This is a genomic window from Pseudomonas sp. K8 (assembly GCF_014889455.1).
Taxonomy (GTDB): Bacteria; Pseudomonadota; Gammaproteobacteria; order Pseudomonadales; family Pseudomonadaceae; genus Aquipseudomonas; species Aquipseudomonas veronii.
Genome location: NZ_VJWO01000033.1, coordinates 37,590 through 57,279, shown reverse-complemented (window position 1 = coordinate 57,279; position 19,690 = coordinate 37,590). Strand labels below are relative to the sequence as shown.

Below are 19,690 nucleotides of genomic sequence, written 5' to 3'. Positions count from 1 at the left end.
ATAAGACCGCCTGGCTGACTATCATCGAAGCCTATCGCCAAGCATTCGCAGCCCTCGGCCGACCTTGCTCGCAGGCCATTATGGGTCTATCAATCAGGCTTCATTTCTCAAGAGTCCTTGCCATGACTGCCCAGACCAACCGCCAGTTCCTGCTCGCCAAACGCCCGGTCGGCGCGGCCACGCGGGAGACCTTCACCTACCAGGAAGTGCCGGTGGGCACGCCACAGGACGGGCAGGTGCTGGTGCGCAACGAATACCTGTCCCTCGACCCGGCCATGCGCGGCTGGATGAATGAGGGCAAATCCTACATTCCGCCCGTCGGCATCGGCGAAGTGATGCGGGCGCTGGGCGTAGGCAAGGTAATCGCCTCGAACACCCCTAAATTCGCCGTCGGGGACTACGTGAACGGCGCCCTGGGGGTGCAGGATTACTTCCTCGGCGAGCCGCGTGGTTTCTACAAGGTCGACCCCACGCTTGCGCCCCTGCCGCGCTACCTGTCGGCGCTGGGCATGACCGGCATGACCGCCTACTTCGCCCTGCTCGAGACCGGCGCCCCCAAGGCCGGCGAAACCGTGGTGATCTCCGGCGCGGCCGGTGCGGTGGGCAGCATTGCCGGGCAGATCGCCAAGATCAAAGGCTGCCGTGTGGTGGGCATTGCCGGTGGCGCCGACAAGTGCAAATTCCTGGTGGATGAACTGGGCTTCGACGCCGCCATCGATTACAAACACGAAGACCTGCCCGCCGCACTCAAGCGCGAGTGCCCCAAGGGCGTGGATGTGTATTTCGATAACGTCGGCGGCGACATTCTCGACGCCGTGCTCAGCCGCCTGGCATTCAAAGCCCGCGTGGTGATCTGCGGTGCAATCAGCCAGTACAACAACGAGGACGCGGTAAAAGGCCCGGCCAACTACCTGTCATTACTGGTCAATCGCGCACGCATGGAAGGCTTCGTGGTGATGGATCACGCGGCGAACTTTGCCGCCGCCGGGCAGGAAATGGCCGGCTGGATGGCGCAGGGCAAGCTCAAGAGCAAGGAAGACATTGTGGAAGGACTGGAGACGTTCCCGGAGACGCTGATGAAGCTGTTCAACGGGGAGAACTTCGGCAAGCTGGTGCTCAAAGTCAGCTGATACACAGCAGATGTCAATGTGGGAGGGGGCTTGCTCCCTCCCACATGGTTGATCGGTGATCGATCAGGCGATTTCGGCGACGACTGCCGCCAATGCCTTGGCCGGGTCCGCCGCCTGGCTGATCGGGCGGCCGATCACCAGGTAGTCCGAGCCGGCGTCCAGGGCCTGACGCGGCGTGAGGATACGGCGCTGGTCATCCTGGGCGCTGCCCGCCGGGCGAATCCCCGGGGTGACCAATTGCAGCGACGGGTGGGCGGTCTTGAGCGCCCGGGCTTCCAGCGCCGAACAGACCAGGCCATCGAGGCCGGCTTTTTGCGCCAGGGCCGCCAGGCGCAGCACTTGCTCCTGAGGTTCGATATCTAGGCCGATCGCGGCCAGGTCTTCGCGCTCCATGCTGGTCAGCACGGTCACACCGATCAGCAAGGGTTTAGGGCCGCTGCGCTGTTCCAACACTTCACGGCAGGCGGCCATCATGCGCAGGCCGCCGGAGCAGTGTACATTGACCATCCACACGCCCATTTCGGCGGCAGCCTTGACCGCCATCGCGGTGGTGTTGGGGATGTCGTGGAATTTCAGGTCGAGGAACACCTCGAAACCTTTGTCACGCAGGGTGCCGACGATGTCCGCGGCGCAACTGGTGAACAGTTCCTTGCCGACCTTGACCCGACACAGCTTCGGGTCCAACTGGTCAGCCAGCTTCAGTGCGGCGTCACGGGTGGGGTAATCCAGGGCGACGATGATAGGAGTCTGGCAGACGGACATTGGAATGGGCTCTCAGGCAAGTCGAAATCGGCGCGGATTGTAGCGCAAGCGACGCCGTTGCGGGATCCGATGATCGGTAAATACTGACCAAGCGCACTCAGGCGGACCTTTCGGCCATTTGTATCAAAGCAGATACATTCACGACATGCCCTCAACACGCCCTACCGCTAGCCTCGCCCGCACGACCCACCGACCAGCACTACCAGCCATGGGGCTGGGCGCCTATGCTGACCGCTACCACCAGGCAGATGATCGCACTATGCATACTTCCGTCCCGCTGAACGACGAGCAAAAAAACGCGGTGAGCGCCGATGAAAAGCGCTGGAACACCCGCGCGCTGATTGTCGACGACGATGTGCCGATCCGCGAACTGCTGATCGACTACCTGGCGCGCTTCAATATTCTCGCCACCGGCGTCACCGACGGCGCCGCGATGCGCGTGGCGATGCAAGCCGAAACCTTTGATGTGGTGGTGCTCGACCTGATGCTGCCGGGCGAAGACGGTCTGTCGCTGTGCCGCTGGCTGCGCGCCGAGTCGGACATTCCGCTCCTGATGCTCACCGCCCGTTGTGAACCCACCGACCGTATCATCGGCCTGGAACTGGGCGCCGACGACTACATGTCCAAGCCGTTCGAGCCGCGTGAATTGGTAGCGCGCATCCAGACCATCCTGCGCCGGGTGCGCGACGACCGCACCGAGCAGCGCGCCAATATCCGCTTCGATAACTGGCGTCTCAACAGCGTGTTGCGCCAATTGGTGGCCGACGATGGCCTGGTGGTACCGCTGTCCAACGCCGAGTTCCGCCTGCTGTGGGTGTTTATCGAGCGGCCGCGCCGGGTGTTGAGCCGCGAACAGTTGCTGGATGCGGCCCGCGGTCGTTCCATCGAGGCCTTCGATCGCAGCATTGACCTGCTGGTTTCGCGCCTGCGCCAGAAGCTGGGCGATGACCCCAAAGCACCGCAGTTGATCAAGACCGTGCGCGGTGAAGGCTATCTGTTCGACGCACGGGATATCGGCTGATGCGTAACGCCCTCAACACACTGTTCGGCCGGTTGTTCGGTGTGTTGCTGCTGGCGATTGTACTGGCCCATGCGTTGGCATTTTTCTGGTTCCACCACTATGACCCGCCTCCGCCGCCGCCAAAGGCCACCTTTGTCGAGCAACCGGACGGCACGATGAGGCCCCTGCCTAAACGCCCTCGCCCATGGTTTGGCGGCCCGGTGGTGCCGCTGACGTTTCAGTTTTTCTCGTTGATCATCGCCGCCTGGTATGGCGCCAAATTGTTGAGCCGGCCGATCCAGCGCCTGAGTGAGGCCGCCGAGCGCTTGAGCCTGGACCTCGACAGCCCGCCTCTCGACGAGTCCGGCCCCCGCGAAGCCCAGCAGGCCGCGTCAACCTTCAACCTGATGCAAAAACGTATTCGCGAACAAGTCGGCCAGCGCGCGCGCATGCTCGGCGCGGTCTCCCATGACCTGCGCACTCCGCTGTCGCGCCTCAAGCTGCGCCTGGAGCAGATCGAAGACGCCAAGCTGCAAGGCCAGATGCGCCAGGACCTGAACGACATGATCGGCATGCTCGACGCCACCTTGAGCTACCTGCACGAACAACGCACCAGCGAAAGCCGGCACTGGCTGGATGTGCAGGCGCTGGTGGAGTCGATCAGTGAGAACGCCCAGGACCAAGGTTCCAATGTGCAATGTGCCGGCACCTGTGCGCCTTTGCAGGTGCAGCCGATGGCGTTGCGCTCATGCCTCAACAACCTGATCGACAACGCCTTGCGCTACGCCGGCAGCGCGCGCGTGGAACTGGAGGACAGCCGCGAGGCCCTGACCATCCGCGTGATCGACCACGGCCCCGGGATTGCCGCCGACAAGCGCGAGGCGGTGTTCGAACCGTTCTATCGGCTCGAAGGCTCGCGCAACCGCAACTCCGGCGGCGTGGGCCTGGGCATGACCATCGCCAAGGACGCGGTGGAACGCCTGGGCGGACGGTTGAGCCTGGAGGAAACCCCGGGCGGTGGGTTGACCGCCGTGATGTGGTTGCCCCGCGCCTGACGGCCAACGCCCGCCAACTCCCCCATAAATCTTGGCCACTCAGCTACAGCGGTTCGTCTTCGCGGCGGCTCTGGGCCTGGGTCGCGCTCCAATCCATCAGCAGGCTGTACGCCACGGCGAGCAAGGTCGGGCCGATAAACAGGCCGATGAAGCCAAACGCGATCAGGCCGCCGAATACCCCGAGCAACACGATCACCAGCGGCAGGTTGCCACCACGGCTGATCAGGTACGGCTTGAGCACGTTGTCCACGCCGCTGATGATGAACGTGCCCCACACGCCGAGGAACACTGCGTAGGTGTAATCGCCCTTCCACGCCAGCCAGGCCGTGGCCGGAATCCACACCAGCGGCGGCCCCATGGGGATCAGGCTGAGCAGGAACGTGACGATACCCAGCACCAGCGCGCCCGGCACCCCGGCGATCAGGAAGCCGATCAGCGCGAGCACCGCCTGGGCGGCCGCCGTACCGATCACGCCATTGACCACGCGTTGCACGGTGCCGGCCACCAGTTCGATGTAGTAACCGGCACGTTCGCCGATCAAGCGCTCCAGCAGGCGGTGGACGAACATCGCCAGGCGCGGCCCGTCACGGTAGAAAAAGAACACGAACACCAGGCTGAGGGTCAGCTCCAGGATGCCGCCGCCGATCTGCGCGCTGCGCGCCAGCAGCCAGTTGCCCACCTGCCCCAGGTACGGCTTGAGGCTGACCATCAGCGCCGCGCCTTGCTGGTCGATGCTGTCCCACATCGCCACCAGCCGTTCTCCGACAAAGGGAATCGACCCCAACCAGGCCGGCGCCGCCGGCAAACCGTCGACCTGAATATCCTTGATCAACGCCACCGCGTCGCGCACATGGTCCGCGAGGTTGAACCCCAGCCATACCAGCGGCACCGCCACCAGCAGCATCCAGCCCAAGGTCAGGATGCCAGCGGCCAGGGATTCGCGGCCGCCCAGCCAGCGGGTCAGCAACACCATCAGCGGCCAACTGGCAAACGCCAGCACCGCCCCCCAGAACAGCGCCGACCAGAACGGCGCCATCACCCAGAAGCTGGCACCGAACAGCACCAGCAGCAGGATTTGCACCAGCAGGCGATCGTTATTGAGCATGGAGTTTCTCTAGGAAAAGGCTGAAGGCAGTCAGTTTAGGCGAACGGCGCGGGTCCGTTCGCCCTGTTTCGGTCAGCGTATCAGATGCAGATGCAGGCCTTTGGCTGGCTCGGTACCGGTTTCCAGGCGTGCGGCCCGCACGCCCTTGTCAATCAGGGCCTGGCGCCACGCTTCGGCATGGGGGCCGGTCAAACTGACACGCAGGGTGGTGTCGAGGTTCAAACCACGGGAAATCAGGGTCAACCAGGTGGCATCGGGGTCCGTTCCCAAAGCCGGGAAATCCAGCTCGCCAGTGCTTTTGAGTTCGCGCAACAGCGTGGCGGAGGTCGGCAGCAGCTCCCCAAGCGGGGTGCTGGCATCGATCTGTTCGACATGCAGGTAAGCCCGGCGATTGCCGCGGGTGATGCCGTACAACGCCACCAGGGAATTGTCCTGCGGGGCGGCCAGACGCAACAGCAGGTATTCCTGCTGGCCATCGGCGCCGACCAACTTGGCATTACCGAACACTTCATTGGCCCACAGGCTGCTTTCACCGCAGTCACGGGCCTGGCACCAGAACAACAGCTGCGCGCCCTGCTGCTGCAGCGCTTCGCGCGTGGCGGTGAACGCAGCGCTGGAGGTGTGCTCGGCGGGCAGTTCATAGGTGATGGCGGTGGCCTGGCCGCGCGCGGTGGCCTGGGCTTCGTAACGCAACTGGCCGCTGATCTTGCGGATCGCGCCCATGGGGTAGATGCGCTCTTTTTCTTCGGCGGGACGATAATCGATGATTTGCGCGTCGACCTGACGGGCCACGGCGGGCAAGTCCTGGCTACCCGGCACATCGGCGGCGAACACCAACGGGCTGAACACACACAGCCCGAGGGCACGGATACAGCCTTTACGCACGCTCATCGGATAGTTGAGCCCTGGCCATCGGAGGTCGCAGCAGTTTCAAGATCGGTGTTGAGATCGTTCATGGTTGACTCCCTTTCAATCCGCCCAGCCTCGGCAGTTGACCGCGCCAAGTCAAGGTGCAGAGAAGAACCGATTGAAACAGTCTGCAACAAGGACCGCGCCCGCCTCGTCATTCAAGTGCAAATGATGGCCACCGGGCAGGGTCGTCACGGTAAACGGTAGCTGGGAAAGCAATTCGGGATGTCTCGCCAGCATGCCGTCAGCGGCGACCACCAGTTGAGTAGGGCAACCTACGCGGCGCACGAAAGCCATGGCTTGCTCGTCGGTCAGACGCATCGGCGATGCCAGGGTCAAGCGGCTGTCCGTTCGCCAGGTGTAACCGCCCGGCACCGGCATCAACCCGCGCTGGGCCAGCAGTTCAGCGGCTTCGCGGCTGACGGCCACCAGCCCTTTCATCCGCGCTTCGACGGCGCGATCAAGGTTGCCGTAGACCGGCTTGCGCTTGCCCTGCAGGTTCAATTGCGCCTGCAACGCCATGCCCAGCCGCTCGGCGGCGTTCTCGCCAGTGGCGGTCGGCGGGATCACACCGTCGATCAAACCCAGGTGCGTCACCCGCTCCGGCAAGGCACCGGCCAATACCAGGGAGACGATGGCGCCGAGGGAATGGCCAAGTAATGCAAAACGTTTCCAGCCCAGTTGTTCGGCGACCTGCAGCACATCGTGGACGTAATCCCACAGGGCATAACCGGCCCCCGTCGGACGATGCGCCGAATGCCCGTGGCCGGCCATGTCGAGGGCGACGATACGCATGCCCTGCAGTTTCGGCGCCAACCGCGCGAAGCTGTTGGCGTTGTCCAGCCAGCCATGCAAGGCGATCACCGGCAGACCGTCTTCGGGACCGAACAGATGCGCGGCCAATTCGATATGCGGCAGGCTCAGGCGCACTTCTTCGACCGGCGTACTCATGCGCAACTGCGCTCGCGGGTTTCCCAACGGGCGAACAGCTGCTTGAGCAAGGTCGCGGTGTCCTGGGGGCGTTCGAGGGGGAACATGTGGCCGCCGGGCATGGTGAGCATTTCTCCCATGGGCAGGCGCCCGACGCCGCTGGCGTGGTGGCGCATCACCACCCGGCCCTGGCGCCCGCGCACCACCGCCAGCGGCACTTTCAACTGGCGCACCTGGCCCGGGCTGGTATGGGGCACGCCCCGGTAGATACTGATTTCAGTGGCCGGATCGAAACGCAGGCGCAGGCGATCGCCGACCTGATACAGGCCATGTTGCAGGTAAGCGTCGAAGCATTCCGGGTCGAAGCCGCGAAACAGGGTCTTGCCGGCGAAGTAACTGCGCGCGGCGTCCAGGTCGGCGAATTCTTCACGGCGGCCCAGGGTGCGCCCGGCCGGGGTGAGGCGGTCGATAAAACCAAAGCGCTTGGCGGCGCGGATCACCCAGCGGTCGGCACGGGTCAGCACCGGCGAGTCGAGCATCACCACGCCGCGATACAACTGCGGGCAGCGCATGGCCGCGTGCAAATGCAACACGCCGCCCAGGGAATGGCCCACGCCCCACACCGGCTCGGGCTGCTGTTGCAGATGGTGGATCAGTTCGTCCACCAGGTTCTGCCAGTTGTCGTCCACCGGAAACCTTGGATCGTGGCCGTGCTGCGGCAGGTGCGCGACAGTATATTCCGGGGCCAGGCCGGCAAACAACTTGCCGTAGGTAGCCGAAGGGAAGCCATTGGCGTGGGCAAAAAACACGTGCTGCGACATACCGGTTCCATCTATAAAAACAGACATTGATTGTCACCACGCCCGACCGTTACGGCAATGACCGTAACCGCCAGGAATGATGACACTCACGCCACGCCTATCGCGCCGGCGGGTTCTCGCCCAGGGGCACTACGGCCATGGTCAGGCGCGAGACGCAGCTGGACTTGCCATCATCGTTGGTCAGGCGGATGTCCCACACCTGGGTGGTGCGGCCGATATGAATCGCCCTCGCCACCGCCGTCACCCGCCCGCTGCGCACCCCGCGCAGGTGGTTGGCATTGACCTCGAGGCCGACGCAATAGAACTTGCTCGCATCGATGCACAGGTAGGCCGCCATGGAGCCGACGCTTTCGGCCAGCACGACCGACGCGCCGCCGTGCAGCAGGCCGTAGGGCTGATGGGTACGCTGATCGACCACCATGCTGGCGGTCAGGGATTCTTCGTCGAAACTTTCGAAGCGAATATCCAGCACTTCACCGATGGTGTTTTTCTGCAGAGCGTTGAGTTGCTCGATATTGGGTTGGGTGCGCCACAGGCTCATACCGTTGTCCCTATTGGTTTTATGATGGCCCTAATCCTGCCACAGAATGACTTCGGTGCGCTCGCTCCACACCTGAAACTGTGGGCCGTAGGTCGATTCGATGACATTGCGCCTGATCTTCAAGGTCGGTGTCAGGAAGCCGTTTTCCACCGCCCAACTGTCTTTCACCACCACCAATTGACGCAGGCGCTCATGCTTGTCCAACGCCGCGTTGACCTGCTCCAGCCAGCGTTCAAGGCTGCCGTGCAAGGCCTGGCGCGCATCCGCCGGGCCCGCCGCCGACAGCACGCACAGGCCCATCGGCGCAGGCAGGCCGTCGCCGACCACACACACCTGTTCGATCCGTGCATGTTCGGCCAGGCGGTTTTCGATTGGCGCCGGGGCCACGTACTTGCCCTTGCTGGTCTTGAAGATTTCCTTGAGACGCCCGGTCAGGCGCAGACGGCCCTCGGCGTCCTGCTCGCCCTTGTCGCCGGTGCGCAGGAAGCCGTCCGGGGTGAGGGTTTCGGCGGTTTTTTCCGGGTCCTTGAAGTAACCGAGCATGGTCGCGCCACTGCGCACCTGCACTTCGCCGAGCGGGTCGATACGCACTTCAACGCCCGGGCATGGCAGGCCGATCCAGCCGATTGTCTGCTGGCCGGGGCGACACACATGGGAATAGCCGCAACTCTCGGTCATGCCGTACACCTCCAGCACATCCAGGCCCAGGCGCTGATACCAGCGCAACAAGGCTTCGGGCACCGGCGCCGCGCCGGACAGCGCAATGCGTAACGCGTCCAGGCCCAGGCCGGCCAGCACCTTGCGGCCCACGCGTTTGCCGATGAAGGGCAGCCGCAACAGGCGCTCCAGGCGCGTCGCCGGGATCTTGCCGTAGACGCCCATCTGGAATTTGGTCCAGATACGCGGCACCCCGAACAGCGCCGTCGGCCGTGCCCGACGCAGGTCCCTCAGAAAAGTCTCAAGGCTTTCGGCGAAATACACGGTTTGCCCGGTATAGATCGCCGCCAATTCCACAAACATCCGCTCCGCCACATGGCACAAGGGCAGGTACGACAGCAGCCGGTCACCCTCCCCCAGGCCGAACAATTCGGTGCCTCCGGTGGCGGCAAAGCCCAGGGCGCCGAAGCTGTGCATCACGCCCTTGGGCAGGCCGGTGGTGCCGGAGGTGTAGATGATGGTGGCCAGATCCGACGCGGCAGGTAGCGGCTGATCCTGGATCGGTGAACAGGCTTGCAGCTCGGTCCAGCTGAAATCCAAGTCACCCGCCGGACACAGCGGCAGGCCGATGGTGGGCACGTCGGCCGGAACCCCGGGCGCCATGGCGGGCCAGTCATCGAGCTTGCCGATGAACACCAGCGCCGCCTCGGAGTGCTTCAGCACATGGGCGACGGAATCGGCGGTGAGGTTGGGATAGAGCGGCACCGAGACATGCCCGGCCATCCAGATGGCCAGGTCGGCGATGATCCAGTGCGCGCAATTTTTCGAGATCAGGGCTACGTGCGAACCCTGGGGCAGTTCCCTCGCACGCAGCCAATGCGCGGCGCAGCGGGCCTGGTGGCCGACCTCGGCCCAAGTGAGGGTCTGTACCTCGTCGCCGCCGACGGGCTGCACCAGGAAGGGTTTGCGCGGATGCCGCGCTTCACGTTCGAAGAAGACCTGCAACGGCAAACGAAAAGCGACGGGCATGGGACGCGCTCCTTTGTGGTCCGATGATAGCCAACCAAGCACTTGCTCGGTTGACTATATAGCACACACAAAGCAGTGAAAGCGCCTACGGATGTTTCACACTGACCAGGCTCATCAGCCCCGCCAGCGGGCATTCCCCCTCCAACTCCGCCAGGCTGGCGGTGTACATCGGCAGCGGTTGACGCTGATGGCCATGCTGCAAAAAGCTGATCAGGCTGCCGACCAGCGGCTGATGGCTGACCAGCAGCACATTCTCATCCGTGTCGAGCTTTTCCAGCACCTGCTGCGGATTGCCGTCCGGTGTCAGCCAGGGCACGGTGCGGATGTCCGGCACGAAGCCCAGCGCTTCACGCACCAGCTGCGCGGTCTGCTGCGCCCGTACATACGGGCTGGCAATGATCGCGCTGATGGGCTGGCCGATCAGGTGCGCCGCGCTGCGCAAGACTTCGGCGCGGCCATGCTCGGTCAGCTCGCGCTCGGCATCGGTGCGGGCATGCGCTTGGGCTTCACCGTGCCGCAAAATCCACAGTTTCACAGTTTTGGCTCTTCATCGCGCACCGGGTGCGGTACTGGCGGCACGCTGTGGGCGGCTTCGCCTTCCGGCGCACGCGGCGTCGGCCAGTCGGCGAATGGCCAGGGCTTTTGCTCGGTGTGGAAACTGCCGAAGCGGCCGATCTGCGCGAGGAACTGGCTCAGGCTGTCGCCAAAATTCATCAGGCCCAGGTTCGGCGCGCCGTAGACCAGCCGGTAAATCAGTTGCACCACCACCAACGCACCGAGCAGGAATTGCGCCACTTGCCACACCAGGGCAAACACCAGCATCCACAAGATGCGCAGGGCGATGGACTCGTACTTGGGAGCTGCTTTCGGATCGTTCATGACGCGTTCCTCAGTTGAAACCACTGGTGGAAATAAAGTCGACATCGGTTTTCGGCTCGGCGCGCATCAGCAACTCGATGACCTGATTCAGGGTGCGCCCTTCAAACAGGATCGCGTGCAACCCGGCGACCAGCGGCATGTACACGCCGGCCTCCTGGGCCTTGGCCTTGAGCACCTTGAGGGTATTGACCCCTTCGGCCACTTCGCCCAGGCGCGCCACGGCGTCTTCCAGGCTCAGGCCCTGGCCGAGGGCGAAACCGACCTGATAGTTACGGCTTTTCGGCGACGAGCAGGTGACGATCAGGTCGCCCACGCCCGCCAGGCCCAGAAACGTCATCGGGTTGGCGCCCTGGCTCACCGCGAAGCGGGTCATTTCCGCCAGCGCACGGGTGATCAGCATGCTCTTGGTGTTCTCGCCCATGCCCAGCGCCACCGCCATCCCGGCAATGATCGCGTAGACGTTTTTCAGCGCACCGCCCAGCTCGACGCCGAAGCGATCGCCACTGGCGTACACGCGGAAGGTGCGCCCATGCAGCACGGCCTGGACCCGCTCACACAGTGCTTCATCTTCACTGGCGATCACGGTGGCAGTCAGCGCATGTTCGGCCACTTCCCGCGCCAGGTTCGGCCCGGACAGCACGCCGATGCGCGCCTGCGGGGCGATCTCTTCGAGGATTTCGCTCATCAGCTTGAAGGTGTGCGCCTCGATGCCCTTGGTCAAGCTGACCAGCAGCTTGCCCGCCAGGCGTTCGGCGTGAGGCGCGAGCACCGAGCGCAACGCACTCGAAGGCAGCGCGACGAAACACAGCTCGCAGGCCTCCAGGGTCGCCTGCAAGTCGGTGACCGGCTCGACCGCCGGATGAATCTTGATGCCTTTAAGGTAACGAGGGTTTTCTCGATGGACGCGAATGGCCTCGGCCTGTTCGGGATCGCGCATCCACTGGCGCACCGCATGACCGTTCTCAGCCAGCAGGTTAGCCACGGCGGTACCAAAACTTCCGCCTCCCAGGACCGCAATAGGGCGCTGTTCAGTCATATGCAATCCGTTAATCCATACCAGTGGCGATGACCGCATTATACGGAGCCCCCCGCTTGCGGCCAGCCCCCGTATCAATTCACACGCCTGTCGGAAAATGCCATAGCGACGCGGGGTAATTGCAAAGGCGACGACTGGCAAATGGCCCGGCCTCGGTTAACATGGTCGGCTATCCGTAATTATCAAGGCCGTGCCGTGTATTTGGGCCCTCCTCCCCGTTCATCGTTGTGGTTGATGCTGTTGTGCAGCGGCGCGGTGTTCGCCGACGACCTGTTCCTCGACAACCAACCGCTGCCGCAGGTGCTGACTGCCACTCGCCTCAAACAATCGGCCGCCGCCGTGCCCGGCAGCATGACCGTGATCGACAGCGAACTGATCAAGGCCAGCGGCGCGCGAGACATCGCTGAGTTGCTGCGGCTGGTGCCGGGCATGATGGTCGGCTACACCAGCGGCAACCAGGCGGCGGTGAACTACCACGGCACCAATGCCAGCGATGCGCGACGCATGCAGGTCTTGATCGACGGCCGCTCGGTGTACCGCGCAGGCCTGGCCACGGTGGACTGGAGCGATATTCCGGTGGCCATGGAAGACATCGAGCGCATCGAAGTGTTCCGCGGGCCCAACACCGTCAGCTACGGCGCCAATGCGTTGATGGCTGTGGTGAATATCCTCACGCGCTCACCGGCCGACAGCCACGGTTCAAGGGTAAAAGTGGTACGCGGCGAACGCGGGATCAACGACTTCTATGCCAGCCAGGGCGTGGGCTGGGAAACCGGCGACCTGCGCCTGTCGATGTCCGGGCAGCAGGACGATGGCTTTGACAGCAACGCGGTGGGCGCCGACCGTCGTGACGGCCGGCGTCTCAACCGCTTCAGCCTGGCGGTGAGCCAGACGCTGAACACGCAACAGAGCATCGACTGGCAACTGAATGCCAAGGAAGGGACCAACCAGCGTCCTTATACCTACACGCCGGTATTCGCCGGGATTACCGAGGGCGGCAACAATTCCGACGTTACCGCCAAGGACTATTCCGGCTCCCTGCGCTGGAATTTCGATTTCAATCCCGAACACAGCCTGTATATCCAGGGCTCGGCCCAACAATGGGACCGCCGGCAGATCTGGAAAGCCTGTGACGCCAAGGTGTCGTTCAGCCCGGAATTGACCCGGCTGTGGCAGCTCAACCCCAATTATGCCGAGCGATTGGCCCGGCACATGGACACCTACAGCCAAAGTGTTGCGCCTCCCGGCAGCGCCGACGAACAAGCACTGGGCAACCAAGTATTGGACCAATGGCGCAACGGCGCCAGCCAGAGCGTATGCGGCGACATCGACCAAAGCACCCGCGAAAGCCGCTACGACCTGGAGATCCAGGACACCCTGAGCCTGTCCGACAGCCTGCGCCTGGTCAGCGGTATGAACTATCGCTATGACCGCGCCGACTCCGACACCTATTTCAACGGCACTCTGGATGACACCACCTGGCGCCTGTTCGGCCAGCTTGAATGGCGCGCCAGCGAGCACTGGTTGCTGCAGGGCGGCGCCATGTACGAAGACACCCACCTGAGCGGCAACTCGCTGACGCCGCGGGTGGCAGTCAACTACCTGATCAACCCGCGCCACGGCCTGCGCGCGGTGTACTCCGAGGCGATCCGTTCGCCGGACATGTTCGAGAACAACGTCAACTGGAGCTATCGCGTCACCAACCTCGACTCGCCGGCCTACGGGCAGAATTCCGGGCAGTACTTCGTGGTCACGCGCGGTCCGGGCAACCTCGACAAAGAACTGATGAAATCCCGCGAATTGGGCTATAACGGCTTTTTTGCCGACATCGGGCTGAACATGGACGTGAAACTGTTCTACGACGAAATCACCGACATGATCAGTTCGCCGCTGCGCAACAATCAGTACATTGCCAGCAACGCCAACAGCTCGCGCTTTACCGGCGCAGAATCCCAATTCGACTGGCGCATGAGCAACGCCGACCGCCTGCGGCTGACCTACGCTTACGTCGACGCCAGCACCAGCAACCCGCTGGACAAGGCGCAAACCGCACGCAACAGCGGTTCGGCCGGCTGGTTGCGCGAATGGGGGCAAGGCTGGTCCAGCGCCCTGTTCTACTATGGCGACGACGCCCTTAACCGCTATCGCTTCGAACGGGTCGACCTGCGAGTCGCCAAGCGCATGGCCCTGGGCAACGCCAACGTGGAACTGGCCGGCATGTTGCAACAACGCCTGGACAACCAGCCCACCACCTGGGCCGACAACAACTACGACCATCGCCAAGTGCTCTACTTCAGCGCGGAGTTAGAGTTCTGACATGGGCGCTCAGTCACGGATGACCCTCCTCTCTCTCCCCAGACGCTGGCAACGCGGCCTGCTGCTGCTGTGCCTGCTGCTCAGCGTACCGGCCTGGAGCGCCAATATCCTGCTGACCGCCGCCGAAGACGGCGCCGGGGTGCAGGCCTTCGTCCAGGCGCTCACCCAGCAGCGCCCCGACGACCGTGTGACCTTCACCCCCCTCGCCAACCTGCCCGTGCCCAGCCGCCTACCGGCCAATACGCGCCTGATCCTGTTGGACCTGCCCAGCCTCGACTGGCGCCTGCAGGATGCCCAGGGGCCGTCGACCCTGGTGTTGCGCATCAGCCGCCTGCAAGCCCACCAGCGCCTGGGCCAGGGCGTGCCGGGCAAAATCAGCCTGCTGTGGAGTGACCCGCCGCTGGAGCGCCAACTGCGGCTGATCGCCACAATCCTGCCCCAGGCCCGCCGCATCGGCGTGCTCTACGGCGCCGACAGTGAATTCCTGCTCCGCGAGTTGCGCCAGTACGCCGCGCCGATGGGCCTGGAGATCGTGCCCCAGCGCTGGGACGACATTAACGACAGTCGCCCGCTGCAGCATTTGTTCAGAAACAGTGATGTGCTGCTCGGCCTTGACGACCCGCAGTTATACAACCCGAAAACCGCGAAGAACCTGCTGCTGAGCAGTTATGCCCGGCAACTGCCGCTGGTGGGGCCCAATGCCGGCTTCGTCAAGGCCGGCAGCCTGGCCAGTACTTACAGCGACCAGACCGACTGGCTGGCCGTACTCGACCGCCTGCTCGATCACCCGCCGGCCGGCTGGCCGCGCGCCATGTACCCGGAGCGTTTCAAAGTCGTGGGCAACCCGCAAGTCGCACGCTCACTGGGCATCGAACAGGTCGACGAAGCCAACGTCGCCGCCCGCCTGGCCGAAGGAGAACAACGCCCATGACCTTACGTCGTCGTTGGGACATCAACACCCGCACCCAGCTCATCACCCTGGGGCCGGCGCTGTTGCTGACGTTGCTGTTGATCAGCTTCTTCACCTTCGTGCGGATCCAGGACCTGCGCCAGGAACTCGACCACACCGGCCAGTTGATCGCCAACCAATTGGCCCCGGCCACCGAATACGGGGTGATCTCCGGCAACAACGACGTGCTCGACAGCCTGCTGCGCGCGACGCTGGCCACGCCCCATGTGCGCTTCCTGGAGATCCAGGACAGCGCCGAGAACATCCTGGTGTACGTCGAGCAACCTTCGGAAAACCACGACCGCTCGCTGTCGGTCAAAGTGTTCCAGGCCCCGATCCGCCTGCAACATATCCAATTGGGCAATGACTTTTTCCAGGACAACCTCAACGAACCCAAGGCGCCGCGTGCCGACTACCTGGGCCGGGTGATCGTCGGCATGTCCAACGATGCCTTCAGCCAGCGCCAACAGGAGATTCTGTTCAAGGCCGGCGTGCTCGCGCTGTTTGCCCTGCTGTTCACCTTTTTGCTCGCGCGGCGCCTGGCCGCCAGCCTGTCGCAGCCGATCAGCGCGATGGGCAATGCAGTCAAGGCGATCCAGCAAGGCGACTACAAGACCCCGCTGCCGATTGTCGATGACTCCGAACTGGGCGACCTCTCGCGGCACATCAACAACCTTGCCGAAGGCCTCAACCAGGCCAGCCGCGAACAGCAGCAGGCCATGGCGCAACTGATCCAGACCCGCGAGGAAGCCGAACGGGCGAACAACGCCAAGTCGGACTTCCTGGCGATGATGAGCCACGAGCTGCGCACGCCGATGAACGGCGTGCTGGGCATGCTGCAGTTGCTGGAAACCACCGAGATGACCGAAGAGCAGACCGAATATGCCGCGCTGGCCTCCGAGTCCACGGAACATTTGCTCAAGGTCATCAATGACATCCTCGACTTCTCGCGCATCGAACGCGCGGCCCTGGAGCTGGAACACATTCCGTTCAACCTCGCGGACCTGATCAACAGCTGCGCCCAGGCCTTCCAGCACAGCGCCCAGCAGCGCGGGCTGAGCCTCGAACTGCCGATCCCGCCGGGCTTGGACACGTTGCGCGTGCAGGGCGACCCGACGCGTATCCGCCAGATTCTGGTGAACCTGATCGGCAACGCGCTCAAGTTCACCGAGCACGGCAGCGTCAGCGTCGAGCCCCATTGGCAACCCCTCGACCATGAACTGGTGTGGTTCACCTGCACCGTGCGCGACAGCGGCATTGGCATTTCCGCCGAGCGCCTGGAACTGATGTTCGATGCGTTCCAGCAGGCCGACAGTTCCATTTCAAGACGTTACGGCGGCACCGGCCTGGGCCTGCCCATCGCCCGCACCCTGGCCGAACGCATGGGCGGCACCCTGCGCGCGCAGAGCGAAGAAGGTCGCGGTTCGGTGTTCACCCTGGAAATCCCGCTGGCCATCGACCAGCACAGCGTGCCGGCCATCGCCGCCAACGCCGAAGGCAAAGCCAGCGCGGGCGACGGCCGCCATGTGCTGCTGGTGGAAGACAACCCGGTCAACCGCACCGTGGTCGAAGCCATGCTGCGCAGCCTGGGCTTTGAGGTCAGCCTGGCCACCGACGGCGCCGAAGCGATCCGCAGCGCCGAGAGCCTGATTTTCACCGCGATCCTGATGGATTGCCGGCTACCGCTGATCGACGGCTACGAAGCCACCCGCCAGATTCGCCAACTGCCGGGCTGCGCCGAGCTGCCGATCATCGCCCTCACCGCCAACGCCTTGCAGGGCGATCGTGAACTCTGCCTGGCCGCCGGAATGAACGATTACCTGGCCAAGCCGTTCAAACGCACGGATTTGCAGCAAATCCTGCAGCGTTGGGTGCAATAGCGCCGCGCCATCAGCCAACTGCGACTGGCGTGAAAGACGAAAGTGCGGCAGTCTTAGGCACCCGAACGGACCGATAAACAGGCCCGGTTTAAAATTTCAGTGAACAAGTGTACATTCAGTGCCTTGACGCTGTGACTTTCACTACAACGCAATAGTCTATGTGTAGGCTGCCGATGTGAGGCATGAACGCTTCAGTCGGTTCGGGAAGATTTGCCCTACCCTGCCGCATGGGATTATTGAGGAGCTCGCATGACCAAACAAAACGCCTTTACTCGGGAAGACCTGCTGCGCTGCAGTCGCGGTGAGCTGTTCGGCCCAGGTAACGCGCAACTGCCCGCCCCGAACATGCTGATGGTGGATCGCATCACCCATATCAGTGAAGAGGGTGGCAAGTACGGCAAAGGTGAATTGGTCGCCGAGCTGGATATCACCCCGGACCTGTGGTTCTTCGCCTGCCATTTCGAAGGCGACCCTGTCATGCCGGGCTGCCTGGGCCTCGACGCCATGTGGCAACTGGTCGGTTTCTACCTCGGCTGGCAAGGCTTGCCGGGCCGCGGTCGCGCCCTGGGTTCGGGCGAAGTGAAGTTCTTTGGCCAGGTTCTGCCGAGTGCCAAGAAAGTCACCTACAACATTCAAATCAAGCGCGTCCTCAAGGGCAAGCTGAACCTGGCGATCGCCGACGGTTCGGTGACTGTCGACGGTCGCGAGATCTATACTGCCGAAGGCCTTCGGGTCGGCGTATTCACTTCCACTGACAACTTTTAAGGGTTATCCGCATGCGCCGCGTCGTTATCACTGGTCTGGGCATCGTTTCTTGCCTGGGCAATGACAAAGAGACCGTCACCGCTAACCTGCGTGCAAGTCGCCCTGGCATCCGCTTCAACCCGGAATATGCCGAAATGGGTCTGCGTAGCCAGGTTTCCGGCTCCATCGACCTGCCCCTCGAAGAGTTGATCGATCGCAAGATCTATCGCTTCGTCGGCCACGCTGCCGCCTACGCCTACCTGGCCATGAAGGACGCCATCGCCGATTCCGGCCTGAGCCACGATCAGGTCTCGAACGTGCGTACCGGCCTGATCGCCGGTTCCGGCGGCGCGTCCACCCTGAACCAGATGGAAGCGCTGGACATCCTGCGCGAGAAAGGCGTGAAGCGCGTTGGCCCGTACCGTGTCACGCGGACCATGGGCAGCACCGTTTCCGCCTGCTTGGCCACGCCGTTCCAGATCAAGGGCGTGAACTACTCGATCTCCTCCGCTTGCGCCACCAGTGCTCACTGCATCGGTAACGCGGTTGAGCAGATCCAACTGGGCAAGCAGGACATCGTGTTCGCCGGCGGCGGCGAAGAAGAACATTGGAGCCAATCGTTCCTGTTCGACGCCATGGGCGCGCTGTCCACCCAGTACAACGACACCCCGGAAAAGGCCTCCCGCGCCTACGACGCCAAGCGTGACGGTTTCGTCATCGCCGGCGGCGGCGGCATGGTGGTGGTCGAGGAGCTGGAACACGCTCTGGCCCGTGGCGCGAAGATCTACGCGGAAATCGTCGGCTACGGCGCCACTTCCGACGGCTACGACATGGTTGCGCCAAGCGGTGAAGGCGCCATCCGCTGCATGCAGATGGCCATGTCCACCGTGGATACCCCGATCGACTACCTGAACACCCACGGCACCTCGACTCCGGTCGGCGACGCCAAGGAAATGGAAGGCGTGCGCGCGGTATTCGGCGACAAGGCACCGGCCATCAGCTCCACCAAGAGCCTGTCGGGTCACTCCCTGGGCGCCGCCGGCGTTCACGAAACGATCTACTGCCTGCTGATGATGGAAGGCAACTTCATGGCCGGCTCGGCCAACATCGAAGAGATGGACCCGGTCGTGGCCGATATGCCGATCCTGACCAAGACCGTCGAAAACGTAAAAGTCGACACCGTGATGAGCAACAGCTTCGGCTTCGGTGGCACTAACGCCACCCTGGTGCTGAAACGCTGGCAGGGCAAGTAAGCCCCGCAGCTTGATCAGATGAAAACGCCCCGACTGGTTCGGGGCGTTTTTTTTGCGCTTGAATTCGGGGTCGCCTCGCCTGTACGCGGGTGTTGCTCCGCTGCCTCGAACTGATGCGGGGAATCCTGCCCCCCGCCATCTGGAAAAATCCTGGAACACTTGAGTGCCAGCATGTTCTATAACTGCATGACTTTCTTCCTGCCACGCTTGAGAGGTTCGCCATGCCTGTTACCGTCAACACCCTGAATGCCGACAACTTCCGCCACAGCCTCAACATCGATAACCACGAGTTGTTCACCGATCTGCCCAAAAGCCTGGGCGGTGACGACACCGCGCCCTCGCCCCACGACTATTTCGACGCAGCCCTGGCGTCGTGCAAGGCCCTGACCCTGAAGCTGTATGCGCAGAGAAAGGGCATCCCGCTGACCGGCGTAACCGTGGAAGTCACCCGCGACGACAGCGAGGAGCAAAAGGGCAAGTACCACCTCAACGTCAAGCTGACACTCAAGGGCGTGCTCACCGATCAGCAACGCGACGAACTGCACCGCATCGCCGACCGCTGCCCGATACACAAGCTGATGACCACCGCCGAGGTGAGTATCGAGACGAAATTGTCGGAAGGTGCCTTCAGCCAATAGCGGCAACCTCCGGTCGAGCGGGTTATGCTCAGGGCTATCCAACCCGCTCCGACAGG

Annotated in this window: 19 protein-coding genes; 9 read left to right on the top strand and 10 right to left on the bottom strand. The window is 63.3% G+C overall.

All coding sequences use genetic code 11. The features are described from left to right. Positions 1-122 precede the first annotated feature (122 nt). Positions 123-1,130, top strand: a complete 1,008-nt coding sequence (locus tag INT12_RS20810) for an NADP-dependent oxidoreductase (protein ID WP_017846796.1) — start codon at positions 123-125, stop codon at positions 1,128-1,130. A 63-nt stretch (positions 1,131-1,193) separates the two neighbouring features. Here the strand turns inward: INT12_RS20810 and pyrF are convergent, their stop codons facing one another. Continuing rightward, positions 1,194-1,892 carry an orotidine-5'-phosphate decarboxylase gene (gene pyrF, locus INT12_RS20805; RefSeq protein ID WP_017846795.1) on the bottom strand — a complete coding sequence of 233 codons (699 nt, stop codon included), beginning with the start codon at positions 1,890-1,892 and terminating at the stop codon, positions 1,194-1,196. A 259-nt stretch (positions 1,893-2,151) separates the two neighbouring features. On the opposite strand from pyrF, the gene INT12_RS20800 reads away from it, so the two are divergent. Beyond that, complete coding sequence (locus tag INT12_RS20800) at positions 2,152-2,913, top strand: response regulator (protein WP_193058991.1); 762 nt, start codon at positions 2,152-2,154, stop codon at positions 2,911-2,913. Continuing rightward, on the top strand, positions 2,913-3,947 hold the full coding sequence (locus INT12_RS20795; RefSeq protein WP_046486360.1) for a sensor histidine kinase: 1,035 nt from the start codon (positions 2,913-2,915) through the stop codon (positions 3,945-3,947). Before INT12_RS20800 ends, INT12_RS20795 begins: the two co-directional genes overlap by 1 nt. Before the next feature lie 43 nt (positions 3,948-3,990). Here the strand turns inward: INT12_RS20795 and INT12_RS20790 are convergent, their stop codons facing one another. The 9 genes from INT12_RS20790 to INT12_RS20750 form a co-directional block, all read right to left on the bottom strand. Then, entirely contained in the window at positions 3,991-5,052 is a 1,062-nt protein-coding gene (locus tag INT12_RS20790) for an AI-2E family transporter (RefSeq protein WP_017846792.1), read from the bottom strand. A gap of 72 nt (positions 5,053-5,124) precedes the next feature. Then, positions 5,125-5,943, bottom strand: coding sequence for a DUF4892 domain-containing protein (locus INT12_RS20785; protein ID WP_169884170.1), 819 nt, complete (start codon positions 5,941-5,943; stop codon positions 5,125-5,127). Between the two features lie 114 nt (positions 5,944-6,057). After that, positions 6,058-6,912: an alpha/beta hydrolase gene (locus INT12_RS20780; RefSeq protein ID WP_017846790.1), complete on the bottom strand. Its 855-nt coding sequence runs from the start codon at positions 6,910-6,912 to the stop codon at positions 6,058-6,060. Then, positions 6,909-7,712, bottom strand: a complete 804-nt coding sequence (locus INT12_RS20775) for an alpha/beta fold hydrolase (protein ID WP_193058990.1) — start codon at positions 7,710-7,712, stop codon at positions 6,909-6,911. Before INT12_RS20775 ends, INT12_RS20780 begins: the two co-directional genes overlap by 4 nt. Positions 7,713-7,809: 97 nt before the next feature. After that, entirely contained in the window at positions 7,810-8,253 is a 444-nt protein-coding gene (locus INT12_RS20770; protein WP_017846788.1) for a hotdog fold thioesterase, read from the bottom strand. Positions 8,254-8,283: 30 nt separating this feature from the next. Next, positions 8,284-9,939: an AMP-binding protein gene (locus INT12_RS20765; RefSeq protein WP_046384186.1), complete on the bottom strand. Its 1,656-nt coding sequence runs from the start codon at positions 9,937-9,939 to the stop codon at positions 8,284-8,286. An 85-nt stretch (positions 9,940-10,024) separates the two neighbouring features. Beyond that, positions 10,025-10,474: a phosphohistidine phosphatase SixA gene (gene sixA / locus INT12_RS20760; protein ID WP_057003702.1), complete on the bottom strand. Its 450-nt coding sequence runs from the start codon at positions 10,472-10,474 to the stop codon at positions 10,025-10,027. Continuing rightward, positions 10,471-10,818 carry a DUF4389 domain-containing protein gene (locus INT12_RS20755; protein ID WP_193040235.1) on the bottom strand — a complete coding sequence of 116 codons (348 nt, stop codon included), beginning with the start codon at positions 10,816-10,818 and terminating at the stop codon, positions 10,471-10,473. Before INT12_RS20755 ends, sixA begins: the two co-directional genes overlap by 4 nt. A gap of 10 nt (positions 10,819-10,828) precedes the next feature. Further along, a complete protein-coding gene (locus INT12_RS20750; RefSeq protein ID WP_017846784.1) occupies positions 10,829-11,854 on the bottom strand; it encodes an NAD(P)H-dependent glycerol-3-phosphate dehydrogenase in 1,026 nt (341 codons plus the stop codon). 234 nt (positions 11,855-12,088) lie between these two features. On the opposite strand from INT12_RS20750, the gene INT12_RS20745 reads away from it, so the two are divergent. From INT12_RS20745 to INT12_RS20720, 6 genes are all read left to right on the top strand, one after another. Beyond that, positions 12,089-14,170 (top strand): TonB-dependent receptor plug domain-containing protein, encoded by a 2,082-nt coding sequence (locus INT12_RS20745; RefSeq protein ID WP_102618154.1) that lies wholly within the window; start codon positions 12,089-12,091, stop codon positions 14,168-14,170. 1 nt (position 14,171) lies between these two features. Next, complete coding sequence (locus tag INT12_RS20740; protein WP_046486370.1) at positions 14,172-15,101, top strand: ABC transporter substrate-binding protein; 930 nt, start codon at positions 14,172-14,174, stop codon at positions 15,099-15,101. Beyond that, complete coding sequence (locus tag INT12_RS20735) at positions 15,098-16,999, top strand: ATP-binding protein (RefSeq protein ID WP_057003703.1); 1,902 nt, start codon at positions 15,098-15,100, stop codon at positions 16,997-16,999. The genes INT12_RS20740 and INT12_RS20735 overlap by 4 nt, the downstream gene beginning before the upstream one ends. Positions 17,000-17,248: 249 nt before the next feature. Beyond that, positions 17,249-17,764, top strand: a complete 516-nt coding sequence (fabA, locus tag INT12_RS20730) for a 3-hydroxyacyl-[acyl-carrier-protein] dehydratase FabA (protein WP_003190035.1) — start codon at positions 17,249-17,251, stop codon at positions 17,762-17,764. A gap of 11 nt (positions 17,765-17,775) precedes the next feature. Continuing rightward, complete coding sequence (gene fabB, locus INT12_RS20725; RefSeq protein WP_017846780.1) at positions 17,776-18,996, top strand: beta-ketoacyl-ACP synthase I; 1,221 nt, start codon at positions 17,776-17,778, stop codon at positions 18,994-18,996. A 221-nt stretch (positions 18,997-19,217) separates the two neighbouring features. After that, positions 19,218-19,634, top strand: coding sequence for an OsmC family protein (locus INT12_RS20720; RefSeq protein ID WP_017846779.1), 417 nt, complete (start codon positions 19,218-19,220; stop codon positions 19,632-19,634). Positions 19,635-19,690 lie beyond the last annotated feature (56 nt).